This window comes from Pseudomonas sp. Kh14, from assembly GCF_900291005.1.
Classification (GTDB): domain Bacteria; phylum Pseudomonadota; class Gammaproteobacteria; order Pseudomonadales; family Pseudomonadaceae; genus Aquipseudomonas; species Aquipseudomonas alloputida.
In genome coordinates this window covers 55,033-78,806 of sequence record NZ_OLKJ01000031.1, presented here as the reverse complement: position 1 = coordinate 78,806, position 23,774 = coordinate 55,033, and the positions used below count along the sequence as shown (strand labels likewise).

Sequence of the window (23,774 nt, the reverse complement as noted above, 5' to 3'; positions counted from 1 at the left end):
CTCCTACAGGGGCCGTACGGTGCGGGAGACCCGTGGGTTTATCCGCGAAGAGGCCGGCCCTGGCGATTCAGTGCTGTGGCAAGATACCCCGGGCCCAGGGCCGGTAGCGCAAGGCAAACACTGCCTCGGCATGGCACCCGCTACTCAGCCTGGGTTCGGCAGGCTCCGCCCGAAACGCCTGCTCGGGTGCGCTCACCTGGCGGAACGCCTCGCGCACCACACCCACCCGGCACGGCAACGCCTGCTCATAGCCCTGACGCACCAACGCCGGCAAACGCCCGGTGCCGGCGCCATCCTGCCACCACACAGTCAAGCCCAAGCCGGCCAGTTGATCCAGCCAGACGGCATTGACCCGCGGCGACAGCTTGCCTGTGCTGAAGGCGCTGATATGCAACGGCTTGTCCAACTGGCGGTTGAAGGCCTGCAACTGGCTGTACAGCGCATCGCGCCGTTCGGTCTCGCGTAGATGCTGGTCGTCCAGTTCCATGGGCAGGTACCAGCCGTCCACTGGCAATTGCCAGGCCTGGCGCAGTTGCTGGTACTGGCTGAGCGACCGCCCCAGCTGCGCTTTCCAGTAGCTGTTCAGGCCCTCGCCATCCAGCTCGTCGAGTCGCTGGTAGTAGGCCGGGTCCATGTACAGCCCCAGCACCAGCTGCAAGCCCTCGGCGCGCGCGGTGCGCAGGCTGTTGGCCAGCCAGCCCTGGGCACCGCCGAAATCGCTGTCGCCATAGGCACTCCATTGCACGATCAGGGTTTTGCCACCCTTGGCCGCGGTGGCTTGCCACAGTTGCTGCCACTGGGCGGGTGTGACGCTGGCATCGCGGTTAAGGGGTTGGTAGAACAGGCGCTGGTCAGCTGTGGCCGGTAGGCACAGGGCCAGCAGGCAGAAGGCGATGAGCGTACGCATCAGAAGGTCATCTCCGCACCGACCAGCACACCGTTGGCGCGCTCGTAGAGGTTACCGCCCAGCGATTGCTGGTACTCGGCACGCACTTTCAGCGAGCCGCGGTAGGCGTTGTAGCGGTCGTCGTCGAACCACCATTGCCAGCGCACGCCAACCCCGACGCGGGCGTCCTGGCGCCAGTCGTTGCTGGGGTCCTGGCTGGAGAACTCGACAAAGCCGTAGGGCATGAGCGTTTGCGGCGAGCTGCCCGGCAGCTTCCAGGCGTGGCCCTGCTGGTAGCGCGACAGCCAGGCATGGTCGCCGGCGCGGGTCCACCAGGCAGCATCGAGGTAGAGGAACCGTTCGTTCCAGTCGTCCTCATCGATGCGCCAATCGTTGCGCCAGCCTCCCTGGTCGAGGAACGAGGCGGTGGCGCGCAGCAGCAGGTCATTGCTCGATTCGGCGTGGTGGCGCAAATCGCCCCAGTTGCCGCCGACCTTGGCCGGGCTCAGCAACTGGCCAAGGCTTAGGCCGCGATAGTGTGCTTCGTCGATCTGCCGCTGGTGGTAAAGCTCGGCATACAGGTTGAGGTTGGCCTGGCCGAGCGGCTTGTAGCGCAGGCCGACACCGGTTCCCATGCTCTGGGCATAGTCGGTGCGGCTTTGGCCACCGAACAGTACCCGGCCATACACTGACAGGGTGCTGCCATCGCGGCTGGGCTCCTCGCCCAGGGCATGGTCCCACATGGCCAGCTGCACGTTCTGCGATTGCGCCCGGCGCGAGCTGCCGCTGCGCTGGCCGTTGTCGAGAAACTTGTCGTTGGTCGAGGTGCCGGCCGGCGACCAGGTGCTGGCCAGGGTAATGGTGTCGCGCCGTGACAGGCTCTCGTGGGCGCGGCGCTGGCGGTATTTGCGGGCCTCCAGGCTGCCGTATTCGTCATCACCGTCGACCAGGTTCTGCTCTACGTCGAGGATGCGGCGCAGTTCGCGGCGTGCCGCAGCGCTGTCGGCATGTTCGTCGTAGCGCAAGGCGAGTGTTTCGCCAAGGCGGTAGTCCTCGGGGAAGTCGTGAGTGGCGTGTTCAAGGTAGGGGATCGATTGCATGCGCTGAGCCTTGTCTGTCGAGCCAGCCAGGCGCATGCCGTAGTCGGCGCGATAGCGCGGCTGGTTGGGGGCCAGGCGCACGGCTTCGGCCAGCCAGGCGGTGCTCTGCGCACTGTCGCCGGCCAGTTGCGCGGTGCTGGACGCGGCGTAGTAGTGGTCGGCGCGCGGGCTGTGCGCCAGCGCCTGGCGCTGGAAGCCCAGCGCGGCCTGCGGGTCACCTTGGCGCTGGGCGATGGCGGCGCCCAGCGCCCAGTCATCAGCGCTCTGGTGCGCGGCAGCGTCCCAGTAGCGGCGTGCTGCATCGGCGTCGCCTGCATTCAGCGCGCCGCGGGCAGCGGTGAGGCGGGCATTATCGGTAAAGGCGCTGTCTGGCAGGCTGCGCCAGATGGGCTGGGCGGTTTCGGAGTCGCCGGCCGCTTCGAGTGCGTAGGCCAGCGGTAGACGGTTGCCAGGGTCGCCCAAACGCTCGGCAGCCTGGTAGTAGACCACCGCCTCACCTGGCTGGTCGGGCATGGCGCAACGGCCGAGGGCGCGGTACTGGCCAGGTTCGCTCGGGGTGGCCGGCACTGCCTGGCGCACGGCATCGCACTGGCCGGCCTCAGCCAGCCGCCCGAGCAACTGGGCGCGGGTGTTGGCGTTGACCCGGGGTATCAGGCCGAGCATGCGGCGGCTGTCCAGGGGCCCGTCGTCACGGGCATACAGGTTGGCCAGACGCTGTAGCAGCGATGGGCCGAGGCGGCCCTGGTGGCGGTCGTAGGCTTGCTCCAGCAAGTGCCGTGCGTGATCGCCGTGGCCCTGTTCGGTCAACAGGAAGGTGGTTTGTTCCAGGGCGGCGAGGTCGCCGGTCTGCCGATAGCGTTGTTCCCATTCAGCGGCGGTGCGCGGCTGCGGGGGCGGCGGCGGGGCGCCATACAAGCGCTGCTTGAGCACGGCATAGGCCTGAGGGTCGGCGCTGGCGGAGCAAGCCTTGAACTGTTCCCGGGCCAGGTCCGGGTCTTGATGTGACAGCCAGTCGACCGTTTCAAGGCAGGGGCGCTGCAGGTCGTTGCTCAGGCGCCGCACCAGCGCTGCATCGTCGCCTTCGCGGGCCAGTTGCCAAAGTTGCTGGCGCTGCTCGGGTTGCTGCAGTTGATCTGGCGGTAGCGACTGCAGCCAGCGTTGGGCTTGCTGGTGGTGGCCGACGGCAATGGCGCGGTTGGCCATGGCCAGCCGCGTCAGGTTGGCCGCTGCGCAGGAGGGGGCGTGGGCCAGCAGCGCAGTCAGGCCCTTTTCGTCGACTTGCTGGATATAGGCATTGGCCAGGCGTTGCCAGTCTTGGGCAGGCAACTGGCCTGTGTCGGCCAGCGGCTGCAGTTGCTCGATGGTCTCTTTCCAGTTGCGCAGCTGTTCGGCGAAGGTGGCCCGGGCCAGGCGCAGGACCTGGCCGTCCCCACCGGGCGGCAGTTGGTTGAGCCAGCCCAGCGCTTTGGCGGCGCCACCAAACTTGGCCAGGCTCAGGCTGTAGGCCTGCCACAGCTGTACCCGGTGGTTGCCGTCGCTGGCGGCCAGCCATTGTTCCACCTGGCTGGCCGGTGGCGGGTCCTGCTCGATCCAGGTCAGGCGCAGCTCCAGCAGGGCGTCGGCGTATTCGGGGCTGTCGCCTAGCTGCTCAGCCAGCGCTTGGGCCTCCTTGTAACGGCGCTGGTGGGCCAGGGCTTCGACCAGCAGGGCGCGGGCTTCGTCGTTGTTCGGCACCCGGCCCAGGACATGGCGGGTAAGGCGCTCGACTTCAGCCCAGTTGTCTTTCCTGGCCTCGCGATAGCTGCGGTCCATGAACGGAAAGCTGGTGAACCGCTGGAAGTCGGTCATCGGCGCCGAAGCGGCAACGGGCAGGGCGGCGGAGCACAGCAGCAGGCCAGTGAAGGTGAGGGAAAAACGCGGCTTCATGCCACCTCCCGGGTCAGATCAATCGCCACTTGCTGTTCGCTGGCCTGTTCGATCAGGGCCTGCTCCAGCACCTGCCTGGTGATGATGCCGCGGGCAATCAGGTGCTCACCGAGGCTTTGGTGTTCGGGGTCGAAGTCGATCAACGCCTGGTTGAACAGGGTGACAGGGACCATGCCGCGCACCTGCAGCAGCGCGCCTAGCATGACTTGGTGATGGCTGACCCGCTCCAGCAGCGCTTCGTCGTCCTGGTGGCGTTCAAGCACAGCCAGCATGTCTCGGGTTTCTTGATGCTGCCAGGGGCTTGGGTAGTGGTAGCGAAGGCCCAGCGTGACCCGGCCCTGGGGGGCCAGGCGTGCCTTGACCGGGCGTTTCAGCTGGCGGCTGATCACACCCAGCGACACCTGGCTGACCGGGCTTTCACTGGCCAGAATCAAGGTGTCGCCGTCTTCGTCCACTGGCAGTACGCCGTAATGGGTGGCCAGCTTGCGCGGCAATTTGGCGATCAGTTGCGGGCTGAGCTTGAACGGGTTCAGCGGTGCCCAGGGCAGGTCCAGTTGTTCGGCCAGGGTGGCCACCAACTGCTCACTGTTCAGCCAGCCACGCAGTAGCAATTCGCGGCCCAGGCGCCGACGAACCGGGCTGGTGATGGCCTGCTGCAACTGTTCGTCGGTGATCAGGCCCTTGGCCACCAGGCGCTGGCCCAGTGGTGTGCGAGCCGGGGAGGCGATGGCGGGGAACTCGTGGGTGGTCTTGTCCCAGGCCACGCGCCGCGAATCGCCCATTTCCATTACCTGGCGCAGTGCACGCAGGTTGGCGAAAAAGTTGACGAAGTTGCTCCACATCATCCGCGGGGCCGACAGCAGGCCCTCGCCGATGCCATAGAAGCGGGTGACGAACCAGGCGCGCTGGAACAGCCGGTTGAGCAGCATCAGGCCGTTCAGCCACAGCAGGGTCGACAGCAACCAGCTGTCGCTGAGGATCGACATGAAGCGCCACGACTCCGGCGCAATGACCGTGACTAGCCACATGGCCAGCAACACCAGCAGTAACAGGTTGACCAGGAAGCTCAGCAGGTAGGCGAACAGCCCGCGGCGGTCACGCCAGAGGAAATAGTTGAGCGCGCCCTTGCGGCTCCAGCCGAGGTTGCTGGTGCCTTGGAACACGATGCCGACGATCCAGCGCGACTTCTGCCGGATGGCATGCTGCCAGTCACGCGGGAAGTGCTCGCGCACGCAGATCACCTGGGAGAATTCGCGGCTCATGCCTGGGCGCCATTCCTGCTTCAGGGTCAGCGCCGGGTCGGTAATGGAGTAGCGGGCGAAAATGCACTTCATGCCTTTTTGCTTCAGGCGAAAGCCGATGTCGTAGTCTTCGGTCAAGCTTTGAACGTCGAAGGCGATGCCGTCGCCGTCCTCGAGCAGTGCGCTGATGGCGCGGCGGCTGAAGCAGGTGCCGACGCCGGCACTGGGGACCTGGCCGGTCAGCGCTTCGCGCACGATCACGTCCTTGCCGTGGTTTTCGGCAAACTCGTCGACATAGTGGCCGGCAGTAAAGCCCTTCCATTCCGGTGCGTAGGGATACACCGGGATCTGGATCATGTCCTTGCTCGGCAGCAGGTAGTTGAACAGGCGCAGCTCCATCGGCGAGATCACGTCTTCGGCGTCATGCAGGATGAAACCGGCGAACTCGATGCCGGCGTCCTGCTGGAAGCGCAGCAGCGCGTCGATGATGTTGTTCAGGCAGTCGGCCTTGCTGGTGGGACCGGGGCGGGCGCAGACCACTTTGTGCACGTTGGGGAAGTGCAGGCACACCGCGTCCACGTCAGCCTGGGTTTGCGGGTCGTTGGGGTAGGTGCCGACAAAGATCTGGTAGTTCTCGTAGTCGATGGTCGAAGCGGCCAGGCGCGCCATTTCACCGACCACGCCAACTTCGTTCCAGGCAGGGACCATGATGGCCAAAGGTTTTTCCGGGACTTCGTACAAGCGCTTCTCATCGGCCCTTTCGAACTTGCCGTAGATGCGAAAACGCCGGATCAGCGTGCGCCCCCAATAGCACAGATCGATGAACAGGTCGTCCAGGCCCAGCAGGAACATCAACGAGGCAAGGGTGATCGCCAGGAGCTTCAGGCCGAACAGCAGGTAAGTGAGAAAATCGATGAATACCAGGCTCATGTGTCAGCCACCGGCAGGGCAGAGTGGGCCATCGTCTTATCCTCGCTCGTTCCCTCGACGAAGGTGCAGGAGATGTCACTGTCATGTACGGGATAGATACAAGCAGCCGAATGCGGGATTGTCCAAATTTCGGGCTGTTTCTTGCGGGCTGCATCTTGTAGCTTTACAGGTCGTTCATTCAGGGAGCTGAACATGCAAGGTAAGGCCCGCAAGATCGTCCAGGCCATTCTCTATGAGGCCATCGCCGTCGCCTGTGTGGCGCCCGCACTGGAGCTGGCGTTCGGCGCCGGCATGGCGCAGTCGACCGTGCTGTCGGTGCTCATGTCAGGCATCGCGATGAGCTGGAACATGGGTTACAACTGGGCATTCGAACGTTGGGAAGCGCGCCAGCCCAAACGTGAGCGCACTTTCCTGCGGCGCCTGCTGCATGCGCTGGGCTTCGAGGGTGGGCTGGTGGTGATCCTGTTGCCGCTGGTGGCGTACTGGCTGGACGTGAGCCTGTGGGCCGCACTGCTGACCAACCTGGCGTTGTTCGTGTTCTTCTTCGTTTACGCCTTTGTCTTCCAGTGGGGCTTCGACAAGGTGTTCGATGTGCCGCTTTCGGCGCAGCAGGCCAAGTGTTGACTTTCGGCTGCGAGGCAGGCTAAGTTCCTACCCCATGAATACATTCCCGCACGTGAACGCCATTATTATTACCGCCATTATCAGCTTGGCGGGCTAGCGCGTACGTGCACCGAACCCGCCCTGGAGGCGGGTTTTTTCTCTCTGACTCCTGGGCAACGTAAAAATAGCCAAGGAGTCATCGATGACCAGTTTCAGTGTCCCTCGTACTACCGTCACCCCCCAGCAATTGCTGTCGGAGCAGGTGCGGCGCATTCTTGCGGCGCCGGTGTACGACCTGGCCATTGAAACGCCCCTGCAACCGGCCCCGGCCTTGTCTGCTGCCCTGGGCAACCAGGTGTTGCTCAAGCGCGAAGACCTGCAGCCTACGTTTTCGTTCAAGATCCGGGGGGCCTACACCCGCCTGTCGCGACTGACCGATGTGCAGCGTGAGCGCGGGGTGATCACCGCTTCGGCGGGCAACCATGCCCAGGGCGTGGCCTTGGCCGCATCGCATCTGGGTATGAAGGCAACCATCGTCATGCCCACCACCACGCCATCGTTGAAAGTGGAAGGCGTGCGTTCGCGCGGCGGGCATGTGGTGCTGCATGGCGAGAGCTTCCCCCATGCGCTGGCCCACGCACTGAAGCTGGCCGACAGCGAAGGCGCGACCTTCGTGCCACCGTTCGATGACCCGGATGTGATCGCCGGGCAGGGTACCGTGGCCATGGAAATCCTACGTCAGCGCCCGGGGGCGCTGGACGCTATCTTTGTGCCCGTGGGCGGTGGCGGCTTGATCGCCGGTATCGCCGCCTACGTGAAGTACCTGCGCCCTGACGTGAAGGTGATCGGCGTCGAACCGGTGGATTCCAACTGCCTGCAGGCTGCCATGGCCGTCGGCGAACGCGTCATCCTGCCGCAGGTCGGCACCTTTGCCGATGGTGTGGCGGTGGCGCAGATCGGCGCCCATTGCTTCGAGCTGTGCCGCCACTTCGTCGACGAGGTGGTGACGGTGAGCAGTGACGAACTGTGCGCGGCGATCAAGGATATCTACGACGACACCCGTTCGATCACCGAGCCGTCCGGGGCCTTGGCCGTGGCCGGTATCAAGAAGTACGTGGCGCGTGAAGGTGTGCAGGGACAGACCCTGGTGGCCATCGACTCCGGGGCCAACGTCAATTTCGACCGCTTGCGCCATGTGGCCGAGCGGGCCGAGTTGGGCGAGCAGCGCGAGGCGATCATCGCGGTGACAATTCCGGAACAGCCGGGCAGCTTCCGGGCCTTTTGCCAGGCACTGGGCAAGCGGCAGATCACAGAATTCAACTACCGCTTCTACCCCGGCAAGGAGGCGCGCCTGTTCGTGGGCGTGCAGACCCACCCGGTGCATGACCCCCGTGAGCAGTTGCTGGCCAGCTTGCGGGAGCAGGGGTACAGCGTGCTGGACCTGACCGACAATGAGCTGGCCAAGCTGCATGTGCGCCATACCGTGGGTGGGCATGCCGCGTCAGGGGCTGATGAGCGGGTACTGCGCTTCGAGTTCCCCGAACGGCCAGGGGCGTTGCTGGGGTTTCTGGAGCGGTTGGGCAAGCGTTGGAACATCAGCCTGTTCCATTACCGCAACCATGGTGCGGCGCAGGCGCGGGTGTTCGCTGCTTTGGAAGTGCCAGAGGACGAGTTGGCGGGCTTGCCGGTGACGCTGGACGAGATGGGATATCGGTACTGGGACGAGACTGACAACCCGGCGTACAAGCTGTTCCTGGGCTGACGCGCCTGTGTGGCCAATGCAAGCGTGTCTAGCTGCTTGCCGCCTGTGTTCGCTGCGTGACCGCCCCGCCCAAAGGGCAGGGCGATTCCTGCGAGTGGGTTTCAACGCTCGCGCATGAAAAAGCCGGCAACGAACTTGCGGAATGTTTCCAGGCTTTTGAAGTCGGCGTAGCGCTTGAAGTTCTCGGTATCCGGCTCGGGGCCGATGGGCTGTTCCAGCAGCGACACTGACAACACCCGGTCCTGGTCCGAGGTCAGCACCAGTTCATCCATCACCTGCCCACCGATCACGGGGCGACGCATCTGCACTTTCACCCCTTTACTGGCCATCCAGTCGATCAGCGACACCAATGCCTTGAGCGGCTCGCGTTCTTCATCGCGGTACACCGGGAACAAGTGCGCGCGCGACAGCACGGGCACACTGGCCACATGGATCAGCTCATAGAAATGGCTACCGGCGCTGGTCGGCGAGTAGATCATCAGCGCCAGCAACGGCCCGGTGGTGCGGCTCCCGCCCCAGTACAGGTGATGCCCCTGGAAGTCGAAGCCGTCCTCGCTGCGGTTGTTGAACAACTTGCGCCCTTTGATCTGGTCGACGCAGTCCAGCAGCAGGCCGTGGCGGCGATGGTTGCCGAACACAGAAGCTTCGCGCAGGCGGGACTTGAGCATCATCATGTGCTTCATGTCCAGACGGGTTTCCAGGTAGTTGCTGGCGGGCACCCGCTCCAGCAGCGGATAGCGGCTGGCCACGCTGCGCAACTCGGCAAACTGTGTGGTCAGGTCTTTCTTCAGGCGGGTGGCGTAAAGGTTGAGCCCGCTGGTTTCAATCCAGGTCAGCAGCAGTGACAGCAGGCGCTGCTGTTCGCGTCTGTCGTTGCCATCGCCGGCGCCACCGGCCGTGCCAGCACGGAAGTCGCTGATCAGGCGCAAGGGTGTATCGGGTGGCAGCCAGGCGGCGGGTGGGGCGGGGTCGTTTTCACGTTCGGCGGCTTCCCGCTCGTCCTTGGTGAACGGGCAGCCAGGCGCGTGCTCGGCGGTGCCCGGGTTGTTCTTGAGGAAAAGTGTGCCGGTGCTGCCGTTGAGAGTGACATTGAGCACCGGCAAGGCATCGTTGCGGCAGTCACAAGCCAGCCACTGGTTGGCGTTGCGCACGTTCATCAGTAGCTGGTTGGCCTGTAGCAGGCGCGGGCCGGCAAGGCTGCCGGTGGCAAAGCCGACCAGCAGTTCCTCTTCAGCGGGGGTCAGGCTGCGCACCTGGGTGGCGGTTTTGTCGATGATTCGCATGAAGCAGCTCCAAGCTACGAGCCTCAAGCTTCAAGCAAAGTCGCGCGGCTTTCAACTCGCCGCTTTGCTACCGCCGAACATCTTCGCGGCACGGGCGCGAATCTGATCGGGCGTCAGGTCCTCTTTGTGGGTGGACACGAACCAGATGTTGCCAAACGGATCTTTCAGGGTGCCGCTGCGGTCACCGTAAAATTGGTCGGTCAAGGGATGTAACTGGATGCCCCCGGCGGCCAGGGCCTGGGCGTAGACCTTGTCGCAGTCTTCAACATACAAGTGCAGGCCAACACCCGCACCGTTGAGCTTCTGGCTGGCGGTGAGGCCGCCTTCCATGTCGCAGGGGTCGCCCAGCATCAGCGACGAATCGCCGATTTTCAGTTCGGCATGGCCAACGCGACCGCCCGGGGCATCGAGGCGGAACATTTCCACCGCCCCAAAGGCTTGCTTGTAAAACTCGATGGCCTTGGCGGCGTCGTTGATGGCCAGGTAGGGCGTGATGCTGTGCTGGCCTTCGGGAATAGGTTTGACTGCCATGTTCGACTCTCCTGTGCAATGGGCGCCGAAAGGCGCCCTGTTGCTTAGAGTCGTTCGCCCAGATGGAAAATCGACAGTGATGCTAGATCGATTGTCTATAAGCGCGGCGGTCAGAAGATGTAGTCGGTGGTCAGGAAGCTCGACTGGCGGTTGCGAATGATCTCGCTGATCAGCGCTTTGTTGGCCTCCTGGAAGCGCGTGGCGACCAGCGTCCGGATGGAGAACACACGCAAAGCGTCATCCACCGAGAGCGTGCCCTCGGCGCTGTTCTTGCGGCCGTTGAACGGGTAGGTGTCAGGGCCGCGTTGGCACTGAGCATTGATGTTGATGCGCCCGACCTGGTTGGCGAAGATGTCGACGAGGCTGCCGATGGTGGCCGGGTCGTTGCCGAACAGGCTCAGTTGCTGGCCGTAGTCGGAGTCCAGCACATAGTCGATCACTGTCTGCAGGTCGCGGTAGGGCACCACCGGTACCAGCGGGCCGAACTGCTCTTCGTGGTACACGCGCATTTCCCGGCTGACCGGGTACAGCAAGGCCGGGTAGAAGAATGAGCCGCGGCTGTGCCCGCCATTTTCGTTGAGCACGCGCGCGCCCTTGGCCGTCGCATCGGCAACCAGGCCATCGAGGTAGTCGACCTTGCCAGGCTCGGGCAACGGTGTCAGCGCCACGCCAGGTTCCCACGGCATGCCGGGCTTGAGCGCCGCCAATTTGTGCTGAAACTTGTCGAGGAAGGCCTCGACCACATCCTCGTGCACGAACAGGATCTTCAGTGCCGTGCAGCGCTGGCCGTTGAACGACAACGCCCCGGTGACGGCCTCTTCGACAGCGTTGTCGAGGTCGACCTGGGGCAGCACGATGCCCGGGTTCTTGGCGTCCAGGCCCAGTGCGGCGCGCAGACGATGCGGGCGTGGGTGCAGTTTTTTCAGGTCGCTGGCGGCCTTGTGGGTGCCGATGAAGGCGAATACATCGACCTTGCCGCTGGCCATCAGCGCGCTAACCGTTTCCCGGCCGCGTCCATAGATGACATTGATCACGCCTGCCGGGAAGCTGTCGCGGAACGCTTCGAGCAAGGGGCGGATCAGCAGTACGCCGAACTTGGCCGGCTTGAACACCACGGTGTTGCCCATGATCAGCGCCGGGATGAGCGTGGTAAAGGTCTCGTTCAGCGGGTAGTTGTAGGGCCCCATGCACAGGGCCACGCCCAGCGGGGCACGACGGATCTGGCCGAGGGTGCCTTGTTCCAGCTCGAAGCGGCTGGAGCGGCGGTCCAGGTCCTTGAGGGCGTTGATGGTGTCGACGATGTAGTCGCAGGTGCGGTCGAATTCCTTCTCCGAATCCTTCAGGTTCTTGCCGATCTCCCACATCAGCAGCTTGACCACGGCCTGGCGCTGTTCACGCATACGGGCAAGGAAGGATTCCACATGCTGGATACGCTCGGCCACGCGCATGTTCGGCCAGGCGCCACGGCCTTTGTCATAGGCCTGCACGGCGGCATCGAGGGCGGTAAGCGCGGTCTCGGCATCCAGCAGCGGGGCGCTGCCCAGTATGACCTGATGCTCCTCGTCGCCTTGCTTGAGCCACACCGGGCTGCGCACCGTGGCCAACGGGCCGTCCCAGCGCCTGAGCTCACCGTTGACCAGGTAATCGCGTTGTTCCAGTGGGGCTCCCAGGCGCCAGGTGTCCGGGATGTTCTCGGCGCTGGGGAAGAGTGAATCGAGCAAACGGTCCATGGGTACTGCACCTCACATCAAAGGGCGGTTTTCAAGTCAGTTGAATCGTTTCAGTTATGAGCATGCACTGGCTGCCGGAAAAACACCAGTCTGGTTCAACATGGCCGCCAATGCCTACCCGGCAAGCAGTCAGCGAACTGAAAGGCGTTGATGCAAAGTAGGCATCAAAGTTTACTCATTGATAGCGAAGTAGCCAGCGGACGCTTGATGGGCATGGTTATAGCAAAAGTTGTGTTGAGCATTGGTTTGATGCGGGGAATTTGACGCCATGAAACTTGATCAAAAGTCAGCCAGAAGCCGCTTGCCAAAGCGTTTGCAGGCATCTTAAATTGTTACTGAATGTGATAGTAAAGTTTCAAGTAAAACAATAAAAATCAGAGTGTTAAGTTTTTTTGCCGGGTTTTTTCTCTTGTTCCGATTGGCCAACAGTGCACTTCAAAGGACGCCGAAGAAGAAATGAAAAAGACCTTGACGACTGTGGCGCGCAAGCTCCTGTCGCCCTCCCTGCGCTACGAAATCAGGCTGCTGGCCAGCAAAATGCGAGAAATGTTGGCGCGTGCCTGTCTCTGGCGTTGGGAAGTCGCCAGGTTCCGCCCGCAACAGGAGAGCCCGTACGAAATCCTCTACATCGGCCGCAAGCAGCAACGGGAAATGGCCAAGCTGCTGATCGGTGGCAAGGGCCAGGGCAGCGCATCGATCGTGGACGGTGCAAGTGCCACGGCGGCTGCCAGCCACGTCGTGGTCATCAGCGAAATGCCCACGTCGGGGTCGCTGTCAGTCCCCCACTACCTGAGCGCCGTGGTGCCGCTGGGGCGCCCACTGGAAGACATCACTGCCCGCTACGACAGCGAACTGCGGCGCAGCATTCGCAAGAACCGGCCGCTTTATCACATGCGCCAAGCCCTTTCGGACGAAGAAATCGCCATGGCCGACCGGGATCTGCTGCGCCCTTATGCTTCGGCCCGGCAGGGCATTCATGCCGCGCAGTTTCCTACCGAAGAGGTGTTCCGTATTGCCAAGAGTGTCGGCCGGCTTGACTTGATCATGCTGGGCGATGAGGTGATCGGCTGCCACCTGGGGTGTGAAGTGGTACGCGGCGGCAAGCGTTACTGGAGCACGTTGCGCTTTGGCTATTGCGAGGCGGTGTTTTCCGATGCGAAGAAATTGCGCGAGGTGAATTCGATCACCACTTTCATGGCGCTTGAATGGGCACTGGAACAGGGCTTCGATTATTACGACATCGGCCTGTGTCTGGCGCGCCCGGACGACGGCCTGCTGAAGTGGAAGCGCCGCCGCGGTGGTGATATCGATTCGCTGGGTAACCATGCGTACCTGTTTGTCCGCCTGCCCAAGACCGGTACGGCAAAGTTCCTGTGGGACACGCCGATGTTCGCGGTCGAAGGCGACAAGCTGACGTTGCATCTGGGGCTCCCCGATGGCCCAAGCGATGAGGAAGTTGCCAGCCGCTATCACGAAATGGTGTTTGGTGGCCTGCACAAGATTTATCTCTACGGAGGCAGCGGGGCAGGCGAACCGTTTGTGGAAACATTGCGCAGCCGTTACGCCAGCTTGCAGTCACCGCCCACCATGGAAAGAGTCACGAGTAGTTGAGTAACTGCCAGGGATGCTTTGATCTGGCGCCGGGCGCCGGGCTCCAGTCTTCGTCATCAGGGGGGACGCTTCATGGGAAGCGACATCTCGCAGTTCAGTGCATCGCCCGCAGGCAGGCAACACAGCTGGACCTTGGCCGCCTACCGATACATGGCGCGCAAACGGCTGGGCGGCAAATCGGCGATCGATCTCAAGAGCGTCGCCACCAAAAGTTGGGACATTGCCCCGGGCGAAGCCACGGTTTCGCCGCCGGCCATTTTCCTGCCTGGCCAGCTGGAGCGGGTGACGGGCTGGGAAGGCAAGCGGTTTTACCCCTACGTGCACCCGGCGCAGACCATGGCGGGAGGTGTCCACACGTTGCAAGGACCAACCCGCGGCTACCTGATCAAGGATGTATGGCTGGTCGATGGGGCATTGTACAAGGGCAAGGCCAGCCACTGGCTGTCACAGAAGCCGAGTACCTTCCCGACCATCCTCATCGACCATGAAATCGACCGCGCTGCGATCTACTGCACGCTAAACGGTAATACCTGGTTCGGCACCTGGCTGATGGAAGATTGCCCGACCTATGCGCTGGCCTGCAACGAGGGCATCCCGGTGACCAGCGCCCCCTCTGCCAGGTATCCGCTGTTCACCCAGGCACCGGCCTATGAAGACTGGCTGGACATGAAGCCTTTGCGCCTGCGCAGTGCGTTCTTTCGCGAGCTGGTGCTGTTCGATGACCAGAGCAACAACCGCAGCCGGCATGCTCGCTACCGAGCCATGGGTGACAAGCTGCTGTCGCATGTGACGCACACGCAGCACCCGGGGGTTTTCCTGTTGCGGGGCGGTGATGGTGACCTGCGCCTGTTGCGCAACGAGCTGGAGCTTGCCGAACACCTGCGCACGACCCGCGGTTTTCGCATCGTCAACCCGCTGAAGTCCGATGTACCGAGTATTGTCGCGGCCTGCGCCGGGGCTAAAGTGGTCATCGGGGTGGAGGGTAGCCAGTTGGTGCATGGCGTGAATGTGCTGCAGGCTGGAGGCTGCCTGCTGACTTTGCAGCCGCCGAACCGTTTCGTCAGTTACTACAAATACCTGACGGATCGTGATCACCAGCATTTCGGCTTTGTGGTAGGCCTGCCGGACGGCGATGGTTTCCGGATCGATATTGACGAGGTGGAGCGCACGCTGGATCTGTTCCCTCGATAAATGTGTAGTATCCGTGCATGGATCAGCGGCAGGCAGGGCAGTAGAGGATGATCGAGGTATCACGGTTTTGGCGCGACCCTGCCTTGCCGTTCGTTGAAGCCCGACGGGTAGGGGACGGGCGCAAGGTGTGCTACGCCGCGCACTCCCACGAGAGTTTCTCCATCGGGGTGATCACGGGGGGACGTAGCACTTACATCAACAGTGACCAGTGCGTTGAGGTTGGGGCGGGTACCACGGTGTTGATGAATCCAGGCGTGGTGCATACCTGCAACCCTGTTGCCGGGGAACCCTGGTCTTACCTGATGCTGTTTGTCGATCAGCCTTGGTTGCAGGCAGTGGGTTTTACCCTGCCCACGCAGACCTGGAGCCGCTCGCCTGTGTTGTATGGGCGGCTGTTGCAGGCCTTTGCCGACCTGTTCGATGCCAGGCTGCCTGATCGCGAAGCCCGCCTGGTGGCCCTGTTTCACGAGTTGCCGGGCATGCTTGGCGGTAATGCCAGCGAGGGTGGCGAGGGCAATCCACGGCTGGATGCAGCGGCAGCGTTCATACGCGCCCATCGCAGTGACCCGCTCAGCCTCGAGGACATCTGCGGGGCCTGTGGCCTGTCCCGTTCCTACCTGATTCGTGCCTTTCGCCAACGCTTCGGCCTGACGCCGCATGGCTACCTGCTAGACCAGCGCGTGCAACTGGCCCGGGCGCAGTTGCGCCAGGGCCGCTCAATTGCTGAAGTTGCACAGGAGGCCGGGTTCGCTGATCAGGCACACCTGCAGCGGGCATTCAAACAGCACCTGGCGGCGACACCGGGGCATTACAGAAATGCCGTCGCTAGCCTGGGCGCTCCTGCAGGAGCCGTGCAAGCCTTAAAGGATCAGGTAAACCGCGCTGGCGACCAATAACACGGCCAGGCTCCGATTGAGCATGCGCAGGTGACGTGGGTTGTCCAGGTACTGGCGAATCACGCTGCCGGCCCAGGCCCAGCAGGCCACCGAGATGAAACAGATCGGCCCGTAGATCCAGGTAAACAGCCAGAGCAAGTGCTGTTCACCGCCGGTGTAGGCACCCACCCCGGCAACGGCTGCCAACCAGGCTTTGGGGTTCAGCCACTGCATCGCTGCGCCGTGCCAGGCTGAAGGGGCTTGGGTAGGCTGTGCGTTGTTCAGGTTACCGTCGTCACTGGCCAGCTTCCACGCCATGTACAGCAGAAACACCACACCGCCCCAGTGCAACATCAGGCCCAGCAAGGGCCAGCGCAACAGCAGTTGATGCAGGCCCAGCCCGACCAGCACCAGCAACAGGCAGAACCCCAGCGTGGCGCCGGCCACATGTGCAACGCTGGCGCGCAGGCCATGGCGGGCACCGCTGCCAAGGGCGACGATGTTGACCGGGCCGGGGGAGATCGAGGCCGCAAGGGCGAAGGCGGCCATGGACAGGTATAGGCTCATGAGGAAGATCCGCGTGGTTGGGGAGGCGTTATCCTCGCGTGGCCGGCGTTCTGATGTATTGAACAAAAGTACCTGCGCACGACTCGCGCCTGCAGGGCTAATGGCGATCCAGGGTTGTTACAGGTTTTGTAATAGTTTTGCGCTACTACAGAAACCTGCTGTGCTTGTAGCATCGTTCTCCCAATTTGTTATCAAGGTCTATATGAGCACCTTCGCGGAGCCCCCCAGTCTTCGGCCTTTCTGGCCATCCTTCTCCCGTCCTTGTGACGTGCCCCTCGTGAGTACCCGCTAATGGAATGGCTAGCCGACCCCACGGCCTGGTTAGGCCTGTTGACGCTTATCGTCCTCGAGCTGGTGCTGGGTATCGACAACCTGGTGTTCATTGCCATTCTCGCCGACAAGTTGCCGCCCCATCAGCGCGACCGCGCGCGGGTCATTGGCCTGAGCCTGGCGCTCATCATGCGCCTGGGCCTGTTGGCCAGCATTTCGTGGATGGTCACCCTGACCGCACCGCTGTTCGAAGTGTTCGGCAAGAGCTTCTCTGGCCGTGACCTGATCATGCTGTTCGGTGGTGTGTTCCTGCTGTTCAAGGCCACCATGGAGCTGCATGAACGCCTGGAAGGTCACGTGACCCAGGCCAGCGGCACGCTGCGCCATGCCGCGTTCTGGCCGATCGTTGCCCAGATCGTGGTACTGGACGCGGTATTCTCGCTGGATGCCGTGATCACGGCGGTCGGCATGGTCGATGAGTTGTCCGTGATGATGATCGCGGTGATCTTCTCGATCGGTATCATGATCGTTGCCAGCAAGCCACTGACCCGCTTCGTCAACGCCCACCCCACGGTGATCATGCTGTGCCTGGGCTTCCTGATGATGATCGGTTTCAGCCTCACCGCCGAAGGCCTGGGCTTCCATATCCCCAAAGGCTACCTGTACGCGGCCATCGGCTTCTCGATCCTGATCGAGCTGTTCAACCAGCTGGCCCGTGCCCGCCGCAAGCGCAGCTTGCAACAGCATCGGCCGTTGCGCGAACGCACTGCCCATGCCGTGCTGCGCCTGCTGGGCGGCCGCCGGGTCGAGGCTGACGAGGTTGGCGAGGAGATTGCCGACCTGGTCGAGGGCGGCGGGGAACAGGTGCTGTTCGACCGCCGTGAGCGGGTCATGATCAGCGGCGTGCTGAACCTGGCCGAGCGGCCGATTCGTACGGTGATGACAGCCCGTGCCGAGGTTGATGTGATCGACCTGGCGCAACCGGCCGACGCCATTGCCCAGGCCCTGGCCAATTCGCCGTACTCGCGCCTGCCGCTGATCCGCGATGGTCGCGTGGACGAGCCCTTGGGCTTTGTGCACAAGAAGGAACTGCTGAAAGAACTGCTCTCGGGCAGCCAGCCCGACCTGGAAAGCATGGCCCGGGCGCCGTTGAACCTGCTGGAGAGCTTCAGCATCCTCAATGCCCTGGAGCAAATGCGCGGTCAATCGACCCACATTGCCTTCGTGGTCAACGAGTTCGGTGACTTCACCGGGCTGTTGACCATGACCGACATCCTTGAGTCGATTGCCGGTGAGCTGCCGGATGCCAGTGAAGTCGAAGGCCCGGGCATCGTTCAGGAGGGCGAAGGCTTTGTGGTGAGCGGTGCGCTGAATCTCAGCCAGGTGCAGGCGCGTACTGGCTTCAGCGCCCGTGCTACCGAGGATTACCAGACCCTTGCGGGCCTGGTGATGAGCTTGCTCGACCGCCTGCCGATGGTCGGTGACCGGCTAGCCTGGAATGGCTGGATGCTGACCGTGGAGGCGGTTGAAGAGCGACGGGTACGCCAGGTTCGGCTTACACCGAACGGCGACGCTGACGTAGCAGGTGCTTGAAGCCCTCAAGCACCAGCACCAGTACTGCGGCCCAGATTGGCAGGTAGGTCAGCCACTGATCCGGGCCGATGGTTTCGCCCAGCAGCAACGCCACGCCCACCAGCAGCACGGGTTCGACGTAGCTGAGCAGACCGAACAGGCTGAATGGCAGCATGCGGCTGGCCAGCACGTAGGCAATAAGCGCCGAAGCGCTGATCGCGCCAAGGATCGGGACCAACACATACAGCCCGGGGTGTGCTTGCAGGTCAGCGCTGGAAAGTGGGCTCTGGATCACGAAGTACAGCGCCCACGGCAGCAGCAGGCACATGTCGCACCACAGGCCGCCCAGGTGGTCGGTGCGGCAGTGTCGACGCAGCACGAAGTAGACCGGGTAGCCGATCGTTACCAGCAGGGTTTCCCAGGCAAAACTGCCATTTTGGTAAAGCTCGTGGCCCACGCCCAGTGCGGCGCAGGCCACGGCTACCGTCTGCAGGCGTGACAGGCGCTCGCCATAGACCAGCCGCCCGGTCAGAACCATGGCCAGTGGCAGCAGGAAGTAACCCATCGACACTTCCAGGCTGCGCCCATGCAGAGGCGCCCAGAGAAACAGCCACAGTTGCACCCCCATCAGCCAGGACGTGCCGACCATGCCGAGCAACAGCACCGGCGTGCGTTTTACCCGGCCCATCAGTTCGCCCACCCGCTTCCAGTCTTTCGAGACAAGCATGAACAAGGTGAGGCAGGGCAGTGTCAGCAGGGTGCGCCAGCCAAAGATTTCTTCGCCATCGAGTGGCTTGAGCAGGGAGGTATAGAAGTACATCACAGCGAACAGGCAGGACGCCATGACCGATGAAACAATGCCTTTTGACACGAATGCCTCGAATACGGGAATTGAGCGGGTTGATCAACTGCGCATGATCTCAGGGGGCGCATCTTGCGGCAACTGCGTTGCACCCGGGCGAGTGGCCAGAGCTTCGAGGAACTGGGCGGCCGGCATGGGCCTGGCGAACAGGTAACCCTGCTGGAAGTCCACCCCGTGCGCGGCCAGGTAGTCGCGCTGCATGTCGGTTTCCACTCCCTCGGCAACGATGCCCAGGTCCAGCTTTCCCGACAGCTCGATGATGGTCTCGAGTATGTGCACTGACAGCGCATCGGCGCCGATCATGGCAACGAAGCTCTGGTCGATCTTCAGGTAGTCGACCTTGAATTGCCGCAGGTAGTTGAGGCTCGACTGGCCGGTGCCGAAATCGTCGAGGGCAATCATCACGCCCATGGCATGCAGGTTTTCGAACAACTCAAGGGTGACCGGCGTAGGCTCGATCAGCTTGCGCTCTGTCAGTTCCAGGGTCAGCACCACCCGGCCGGGCGGAAAGTGCTGCAGGAACGTACGGCAGTCATCCAGCAGGCTGAGGTCGCGGCAGTGGTCAGCGGTGATGTTGACACCAATATGGAAGCCGTCTTCCAACAAGCCGGCATAGGGCGCCAGGCTTTGCGCGGTATGTGTCAGCAGCGCGCGGGTCATGGCGACAATCTGCCCGCTGTGTTCGGCATAGGGGATGAACAGGTCGGGGCGAACCAGGCCTTCTCGTGGGTGGTGCCAGCGCATCAGCACTTCCGCACCGGCCCAGCGGTAATCGCCCTTGCGCACCACTGGCTGAAAATACGGCAGGAATTCATCGGCCTGCAGGGCACGGTCCAGTTCGGCACGCGGTGAGGTGGCGCGGCGAATCTGCCAGCGGCATGCCAGCGCCGCCAGGGCACCCAGTACCAGCAGCAGACTGAACAGGCCAGGGTAGTGGCTGCGTAACAGTTGGCCTTGCTTGTCGGCACTGTAGCCGCCCTGCACGCTGAAAGGGTAACGCGTCGAGCCTAACAGCACGTTGGCACTGGCGGCAGCAGGGGAGACGCCTTTGTGGACCACGCCGTCCTTGCCCATCCAGGCGTCGCCCACGCGGATTTGCAGTTCTTCATCGGGGCCGATCAGGCGCAGTGCTGTCAGCAGGTGGTCGCCATCCACCGTGGTGATTGCACCGTGGTCGCCGTCGCTGGCACGGTAGACCAGCAGCGGGTGGCCCGGCGTAACCGAGTTGCCGTCCATCAGCCATAACTTGCCGTCGACGTAATCGCCAGGATTGACCGGTTCTTCGAACTCGCCGAACAGCGAGGTGCAATAAAGGGTGTTGTGCCTGAACAGGTTGGTCGAGCGCACGAAGGCATTGCGGGTAACCTGGGCCCTTAGCATAAGCTGGGCCTGCTCGCATGAACTGTCAGTCAGAGGAAGTAGCGAATTGGCGGCATGGGACAGGTTGTCGAGGATGTGTTCGACGTGTTCCAACGCCTGGCGGGTGGTGGCGTGGCTGCTGGCCTGCATTTCACGTTCGACCTGCCAGTTCATCACGGCCAGGCCGCACATGACCGGCAGCAGGCCGACGACCCAAGGCAAGAGCGTGCGCCAGCTGAGTGCGGCGCGGCGTTTGGCGGTAAGGGGCATGCTGACCTGACTATCATGGCGTAAAACGAGAGGATAGCCGTTTGTCGCCGCGTACGAGCAACTAAAACGCGACAAACCATTTTACGCAATGTAGAATCGATTTACGAATACAACAATAAGGTCCTTCACGTCCGAAGGATCAAGCCCGCCGAGAATGGGTCCATATGACATACCATGGGTTCAAGCTGATCATAGGTGACTTCCTCGCCCGCAGCGTGCGCGGTATCCCGTGCTCACCGCCGTTTCTGTTCCACATCCTACGCAATCTATAATTTTCGCAGCAGATGAGGACACGAACATGGCTGATATCTTCGACAATCCAATGGGCCTGATGGGCTTCGAGTTCATCGAACTGGCTTCGCCGAGCCCTGGCGTACTTGAGCCTGTATTCCAGATACTGGGTTTCACCAAAGTGGCCACCCACCGCTCCAAGGATGTGCACCTGTATCGCCAGGGTGGCATCAACCTGATCCTGAACAATGAACCCAAAAGCATCGCTTCGTACTTTGCCGCTGAACACGGCCCGTCGGTATGTGGCATGGCCTTTCGCGTGCGCAATGCCCATGAGGCCTATGCCCGCGCCCTGGAACTGGGCGCCCAGCCGGTAGAAATCGAAACCGGCCCGATGGAATTGCGCCTGCCGGCGATCAAGGGTATCGGGGGGGCACCGCTCTACCTGATCGACCGCTTCGAGGAAGGCAGTTCAATCTACGACATCGACTTCAACTTCATCGAAGGCGTGGATCGTAACCCGGTAGGTGCTGGCCTGAAAATCATCGACCACCTCACCCATAACGTCTACCGTGGGCGTATGGCCTACTGGGCCGGGTTCTACGAGAAGCTGTTCAACTTCCGTGAAATCCGCTACTTCGACATCAAGGGCGAATACACTGGCCTGACCTCCAAGGCCATGACTGCGCCTGATGGCATGATCCGCATCCCGCTCAACGAAGAGTCGTCCAAGGGCGCAGGGCAGATCGAAGAGTTCCTGATGCAGTTCAACGGTGAAGGTATCCAGCACGTGGCCTTCCTGACCGATGACCTGCTCAAGACCTGGGATGCGCTGAAGGGGCTGGGCATGCGCTTCATGACCGCGCCACCGCAAACCTACTACGAAATGCTCGAAGAGCGCCTGCCTGGCCATGGTGAGCCGGTCGACCAACTGCAAGCCCGTGGCATCCTGCTCGATGGTGCCTCGCAGCCCGAAGACAAGCGCCTGCTGCTGCAGATTTTCTCGGAAACCCTGCTTGGCCCGGTTTTCTTCGAGTTCATCCAGCGCAAAGGTGACGATGGCTTCGGTGAGGGCAACTTCAAGGCGCTGTTCGAATCCATCGAGCGTGACCAGGTACGCCGCGGCGTGCTGAGCACAGACTGACCGCCCCTGGAGTACCGTCGTCGTCATGTTTGTTCGGCGGCGGTACCCCGTCTGTTGGCACGTGCCCTGAACAGGGCCAGGTAGACGATCGAGCCGGTCACGATCCCCACCAGCATCAGCGAGGGGACGATCTGCAGCACCGACTGGCGGATTTCCTGAGCGGTGAAACCCTCTGGGTAGCCACCTTTGACCGTGTATCCATACTTGGCCGACATGGCGCTTGTAAAGAATTCGGACTGTGAAGGGCGCTCAAGGTCACGGCTGTCACCATTGCTCCATATGTAGCGGTCGCCAAATTCAACCAGCAGTGTCAGCCCATCCAGAAAGCCATCCAGTTCATTGCGAATCTGCATGGCATAGGCTGTCACGATGATGCTATGGCTTTTGCCCTTCTGGTGAAAGTCGACCAGCAGCTTCTGGCGCGTGTCAGGGGGGCCGTAGGACAGCGCGACCCGCTGGCCGGACGACGCGAATGATGAATAATGCTCCAGCGAACCTGAAGCCGTGCTGCAGTAGGGTTGATTGTCTTTGAGCAAGGTCAGCGACCTGACCATGGAGCGAATGGCAACCTGGTCCTGCAAGGCACTTTTGACGTTATCGCAAGATTCCCCTGCAAATGGCAGGGTGCGCAGGGCCGTCTCGTGCATTCTGTCCAGTGCATTGTCGACACTGAAAACCGCCTCCTGAACGGAAATGCTGGCGTTTTCCGCAAGTTTCGCTTCCAGCTGGAAAGCCATCACCAGCAAACCGGAAACCACAGGCACCAGCGCCACTGCAATGAGCAGCAGCAGCTCCACCATGCTGCGCCCCGCGTGCATGATTTTCGACATAGGCTAATAGTTCTCCGCTCTGAAACTGTCCGTGGTGAACAGCTGAGCCCTGAGCCTATGTATTTGCTTTCCGGGCTGCTGTAGTCCGGCTGCAGTTGAAGCGGTAGGAAATCGAGCGCCTTGATGTAGCTAAGTGCCCTTGAGCTTTTTCAGCACTGTCTCGGCCAGCAAGGCAGTGGAAGCGGGGTTCTGCCCGGTGATCAGCCTATCATCGTCGACCACGTACGGCTTCCACGGCTCATCATGTTTACTGTACTCACCGCCGCGAGCCCCGAGTTCGTTCTCCGTCAAGAACGGCACTACGTCGTCCAGTTCGGCCAGTTTTTCCTCTATGTTGGAAAAGCCGGTCACCTTGCGGTCTTTGAGGAGCAGGCAGTTGTTACTCAGCTTGATGTTCAGCAGGCCGACAACGCCGTGACAGACTGCTGCGACAATGCCACCTTTTTCGTAGATTTTGCGTGCCAGGTCCTGCAGAGCATGGTTGTCTGCGAAGTCATACATCACCCCATGCCCACCGGTGTAATAGATGACGCTGTATTCGTCAGCCTTCACCTGCCCTGGGGCCAAGGTACTGCCAAGGCGCGTCATGAAGCGCTTGTCGTCGTACCACTGCCAGTCCAGGTCCGGGGCCATCTGCAGGCTGTGCGGGTCGACGGGAACGTAACCGCCCTGTGGGCTGACATAGTCGACCGTGTAGCCGGCCTTTTCGACTTTCTCGACAAAGTGAACGGCTTCACCCAGCCACAACCCGGTCGCCCGTTTGAGGGTTGGATACTTCGCTGTATTGGTCAACACCACCAGAATTTTCTTGCTCATGACCCTTGCTCCCGTCGGCAACCTGAATGGGCCGGTGCTTCCTGGCCCGAGGGAAAACCTAAATAGCATAGCTGCCACCAGCAAGTCCGCCATGGTGTTCGGGACGTGCTGTGCTAACTTGAACCCATCCCCGGGCGAGCGTGCCAGGCTTGGCGGCGCTGTGGTCAACCCTGAGTATTGCTGG

General features: G+C 62.2%; 18 protein-coding genes. 7 read left to right on the top strand and 11 right to left on the bottom strand.

Annotation, left to right across the window (positions count from 1 at the left end; genetic code table 11):
• Positions 1–67 precede the first annotated feature (67 nt).
• From FQ668_RS16300 to nrfB, 3 genes are read right to left on the bottom strand one after another with little or no spacing between them, the layout of a single operon-like run.
• A complete protein-coding gene (locus FQ668_RS16300; RefSeq protein WP_019437507.1) occupies positions 68–907 on the bottom strand; it encodes a DUF4434 family protein in 840 nt (279 codons plus the stop codon).
• A complete protein-coding gene (locus FQ668_RS16295; RefSeq protein ID WP_019437508.1) occupies positions 907–3,912 on the bottom strand; it encodes a phage receptor in 3,006 nt (1,001 codons plus the stop codon). Before FQ668_RS16295 ends, FQ668_RS16300 begins: the two co-directional genes overlap by 1 nt.
• Positions 3,909–6,083, bottom strand: coding sequence for a cyclic di-3',5'-guanylate-activated glycosyltransferase NrfB (gene nrfB / locus FQ668_RS16290; RefSeq protein ID WP_014590810.1), 2,175 nt, complete (start codon positions 6,081–6,083; stop codon positions 3,909–3,911). Before nrfB ends, FQ668_RS16295 begins: the two co-directional genes overlap by 4 nt.
• Positions 6,084–6,275: 192 nt before the next feature.
• On the opposite strand from nrfB, the gene FQ668_RS16285 reads away from it, so the two are divergent.
• Together FQ668_RS16285 and ilvA are read left to right on the top strand one after the other, a co-directional pair.
• Positions 6,276–6,707 (top strand): PACE efflux transporter, encoded by a 432-nt coding sequence (locus tag FQ668_RS16285; RefSeq protein ID WP_019437510.1) that lies wholly within the window; start codon positions 6,276–6,278, stop codon positions 6,705–6,707.
• Between the two features lie 181 nt (positions 6,708–6,888).
• Complete coding sequence (gene ilvA, locus FQ668_RS16280) at positions 6,889–8,448, top strand: threonine ammonia-lyase, biosynthetic (RefSeq protein WP_019437511.1); 1,560 nt, start codon at positions 6,889–6,891, stop codon at positions 8,446–8,448.
• A gap of 101 nt (positions 8,449–8,549) precedes the next feature.
• Here the strand turns inward: ilvA and FQ668_RS16275 are convergent, their stop codons facing one another.
• From FQ668_RS16275 to FQ668_RS16265, 3 genes are all read right to left on the bottom strand, one after another.
• Positions 8,550–9,731 carry a hypothetical protein gene (locus tag FQ668_RS16275; protein WP_019437512.1) on the bottom strand — a complete coding sequence of 394 codons (1,182 nt, stop codon included), beginning with the start codon at positions 9,729–9,731 and terminating at the stop codon, positions 8,550–8,552.
• 51 nt (positions 9,732–9,782) lie between these two features.
• Entirely contained in the window at positions 9,783–10,262 is a 480-nt protein-coding gene (locus tag FQ668_RS16270; protein WP_014590814.1) for a VOC family protein, read from the bottom strand.
• 110 nt (positions 10,263–10,372) lie between these two features.
• Complete coding sequence (locus FQ668_RS16265; RefSeq protein ID WP_014590815.1) at positions 10,373–11,992, bottom strand: NADP-dependent glyceraldehyde-3-phosphate dehydrogenase; 1,620 nt, start codon at positions 11,990–11,992, stop codon at positions 10,373–10,375.
• 456 nt (positions 11,993–12,448) lie between these two features.
• On the opposite strand from FQ668_RS16265, the gene FQ668_RS16260 reads away from it, so the two are divergent.
• The 3 genes from FQ668_RS16260 (at position 12,449) to FQ668_RS16250 (ending at position 15,690) form a co-directional block, all read left to right on the top strand.
• Complete coding sequence (locus FQ668_RS16260; protein ID WP_019437513.1) at positions 12,449–13,603, top strand: hypothetical protein; 1,155 nt, start codon at positions 12,449–12,451, stop codon at positions 13,601–13,603.
• A 72-nt stretch (positions 13,604–13,675) separates the two neighbouring features.
• Complete coding sequence (locus FQ668_RS16255) at positions 13,676–14,794, top strand: glycosyltransferase 61 family protein (protein WP_019437514.1); 1,119 nt, start codon at positions 13,676–13,678, stop codon at positions 14,792–14,794.
• A gap of 47 nt (positions 14,795–14,841) precedes the next feature.
• The gene (locus FQ668_RS16250; protein ID WP_019437515.1) at positions 14,842–15,690 is read left to right on the top strand and encodes an AraC family transcriptional regulator; all 849 of its coding nucleotides are present in this window, start codon (positions 14,842–14,844) and stop codon (positions 15,688–15,690) included.
• Here FQ668_RS16250 and FQ668_RS16245 read toward each other — a convergent pair.
• Positions 15,655–16,236, bottom strand: a complete 582-nt coding sequence (locus tag FQ668_RS16245) for a LysE family translocator (protein WP_019437516.1) — start codon at positions 16,234–16,236, stop codon at positions 15,655–15,657. The two genes, FQ668_RS16250 and FQ668_RS16245, sit on opposite strands and share 36 nt — an antisense overlap.
• A gap of 291 nt (positions 16,237–16,527) precedes the next feature.
• Between FQ668_RS16245 and FQ668_RS16240 the strand changes: the two genes are divergently transcribed.
• A complete protein-coding gene (locus FQ668_RS16240) occupies positions 16,528–18,099 on the top strand; it encodes a TerC family protein (RefSeq protein WP_010954303.1) in 1,572 nt (523 codons plus the stop codon).
• Here FQ668_RS16240 and rarD read toward each other — a convergent pair.
• Positions 18,062–18,949, bottom strand: coding sequence for an EamA family transporter RarD (gene rarD, locus FQ668_RS16235; protein ID WP_023389884.1), 888 nt, complete (start codon positions 18,947–18,949; stop codon positions 18,062–18,064). The genes FQ668_RS16240 and rarD overlap by 38 nt on opposite strands.
• Positions 18,950–18,982: 33 nt before the next feature.
• Positions 18,983–20,569 carry an EAL domain-containing protein gene (locus FQ668_RS16230; protein WP_014590820.1) on the bottom strand — a complete coding sequence of 529 codons (1,587 nt, stop codon included), beginning with the start codon at positions 20,567–20,569 and terminating at the stop codon, positions 18,983–18,985.
• 298 nt (positions 20,570–20,867) lie between these two features.
• Between FQ668_RS16230 and hppD the strand changes: the two genes are divergently transcribed.
• Entirely contained in the window at positions 20,868–21,944 is a 1,077-nt protein-coding gene (hppD, locus tag FQ668_RS16225; RefSeq protein ID WP_019437518.1) for a 4-hydroxyphenylpyruvate dioxygenase, read from the top strand.
• A 23-nt stretch (positions 21,945–21,967) separates the two neighbouring features.
• Here hppD and FQ668_RS16220 read toward each other — a convergent pair whose 3' ends face one another.
• Together FQ668_RS16220 and FQ668_RS16215 are read right to left on the bottom strand one after the other, a co-directional pair.
• On the bottom strand, positions 21,968–22,774 hold the full coding sequence (locus FQ668_RS16220) for a CSS-motif domain-containing protein (RefSeq protein WP_019437519.1): 807 nt from the start codon (positions 22,772–22,774) through the stop codon (positions 21,968–21,970).
• A gap of 129 nt (positions 22,775–22,903) precedes the next feature.
• Positions 22,904–23,590 carry a type 1 glutamine amidotransferase domain-containing protein gene (locus tag FQ668_RS16215; protein WP_019437520.1) on the bottom strand — a complete coding sequence of 229 codons (687 nt, stop codon included), beginning with the start codon at positions 23,588–23,590 and terminating at the stop codon, positions 22,904–22,906.
• Positions 23,591–23,774 lie beyond the last annotated feature (184 nt).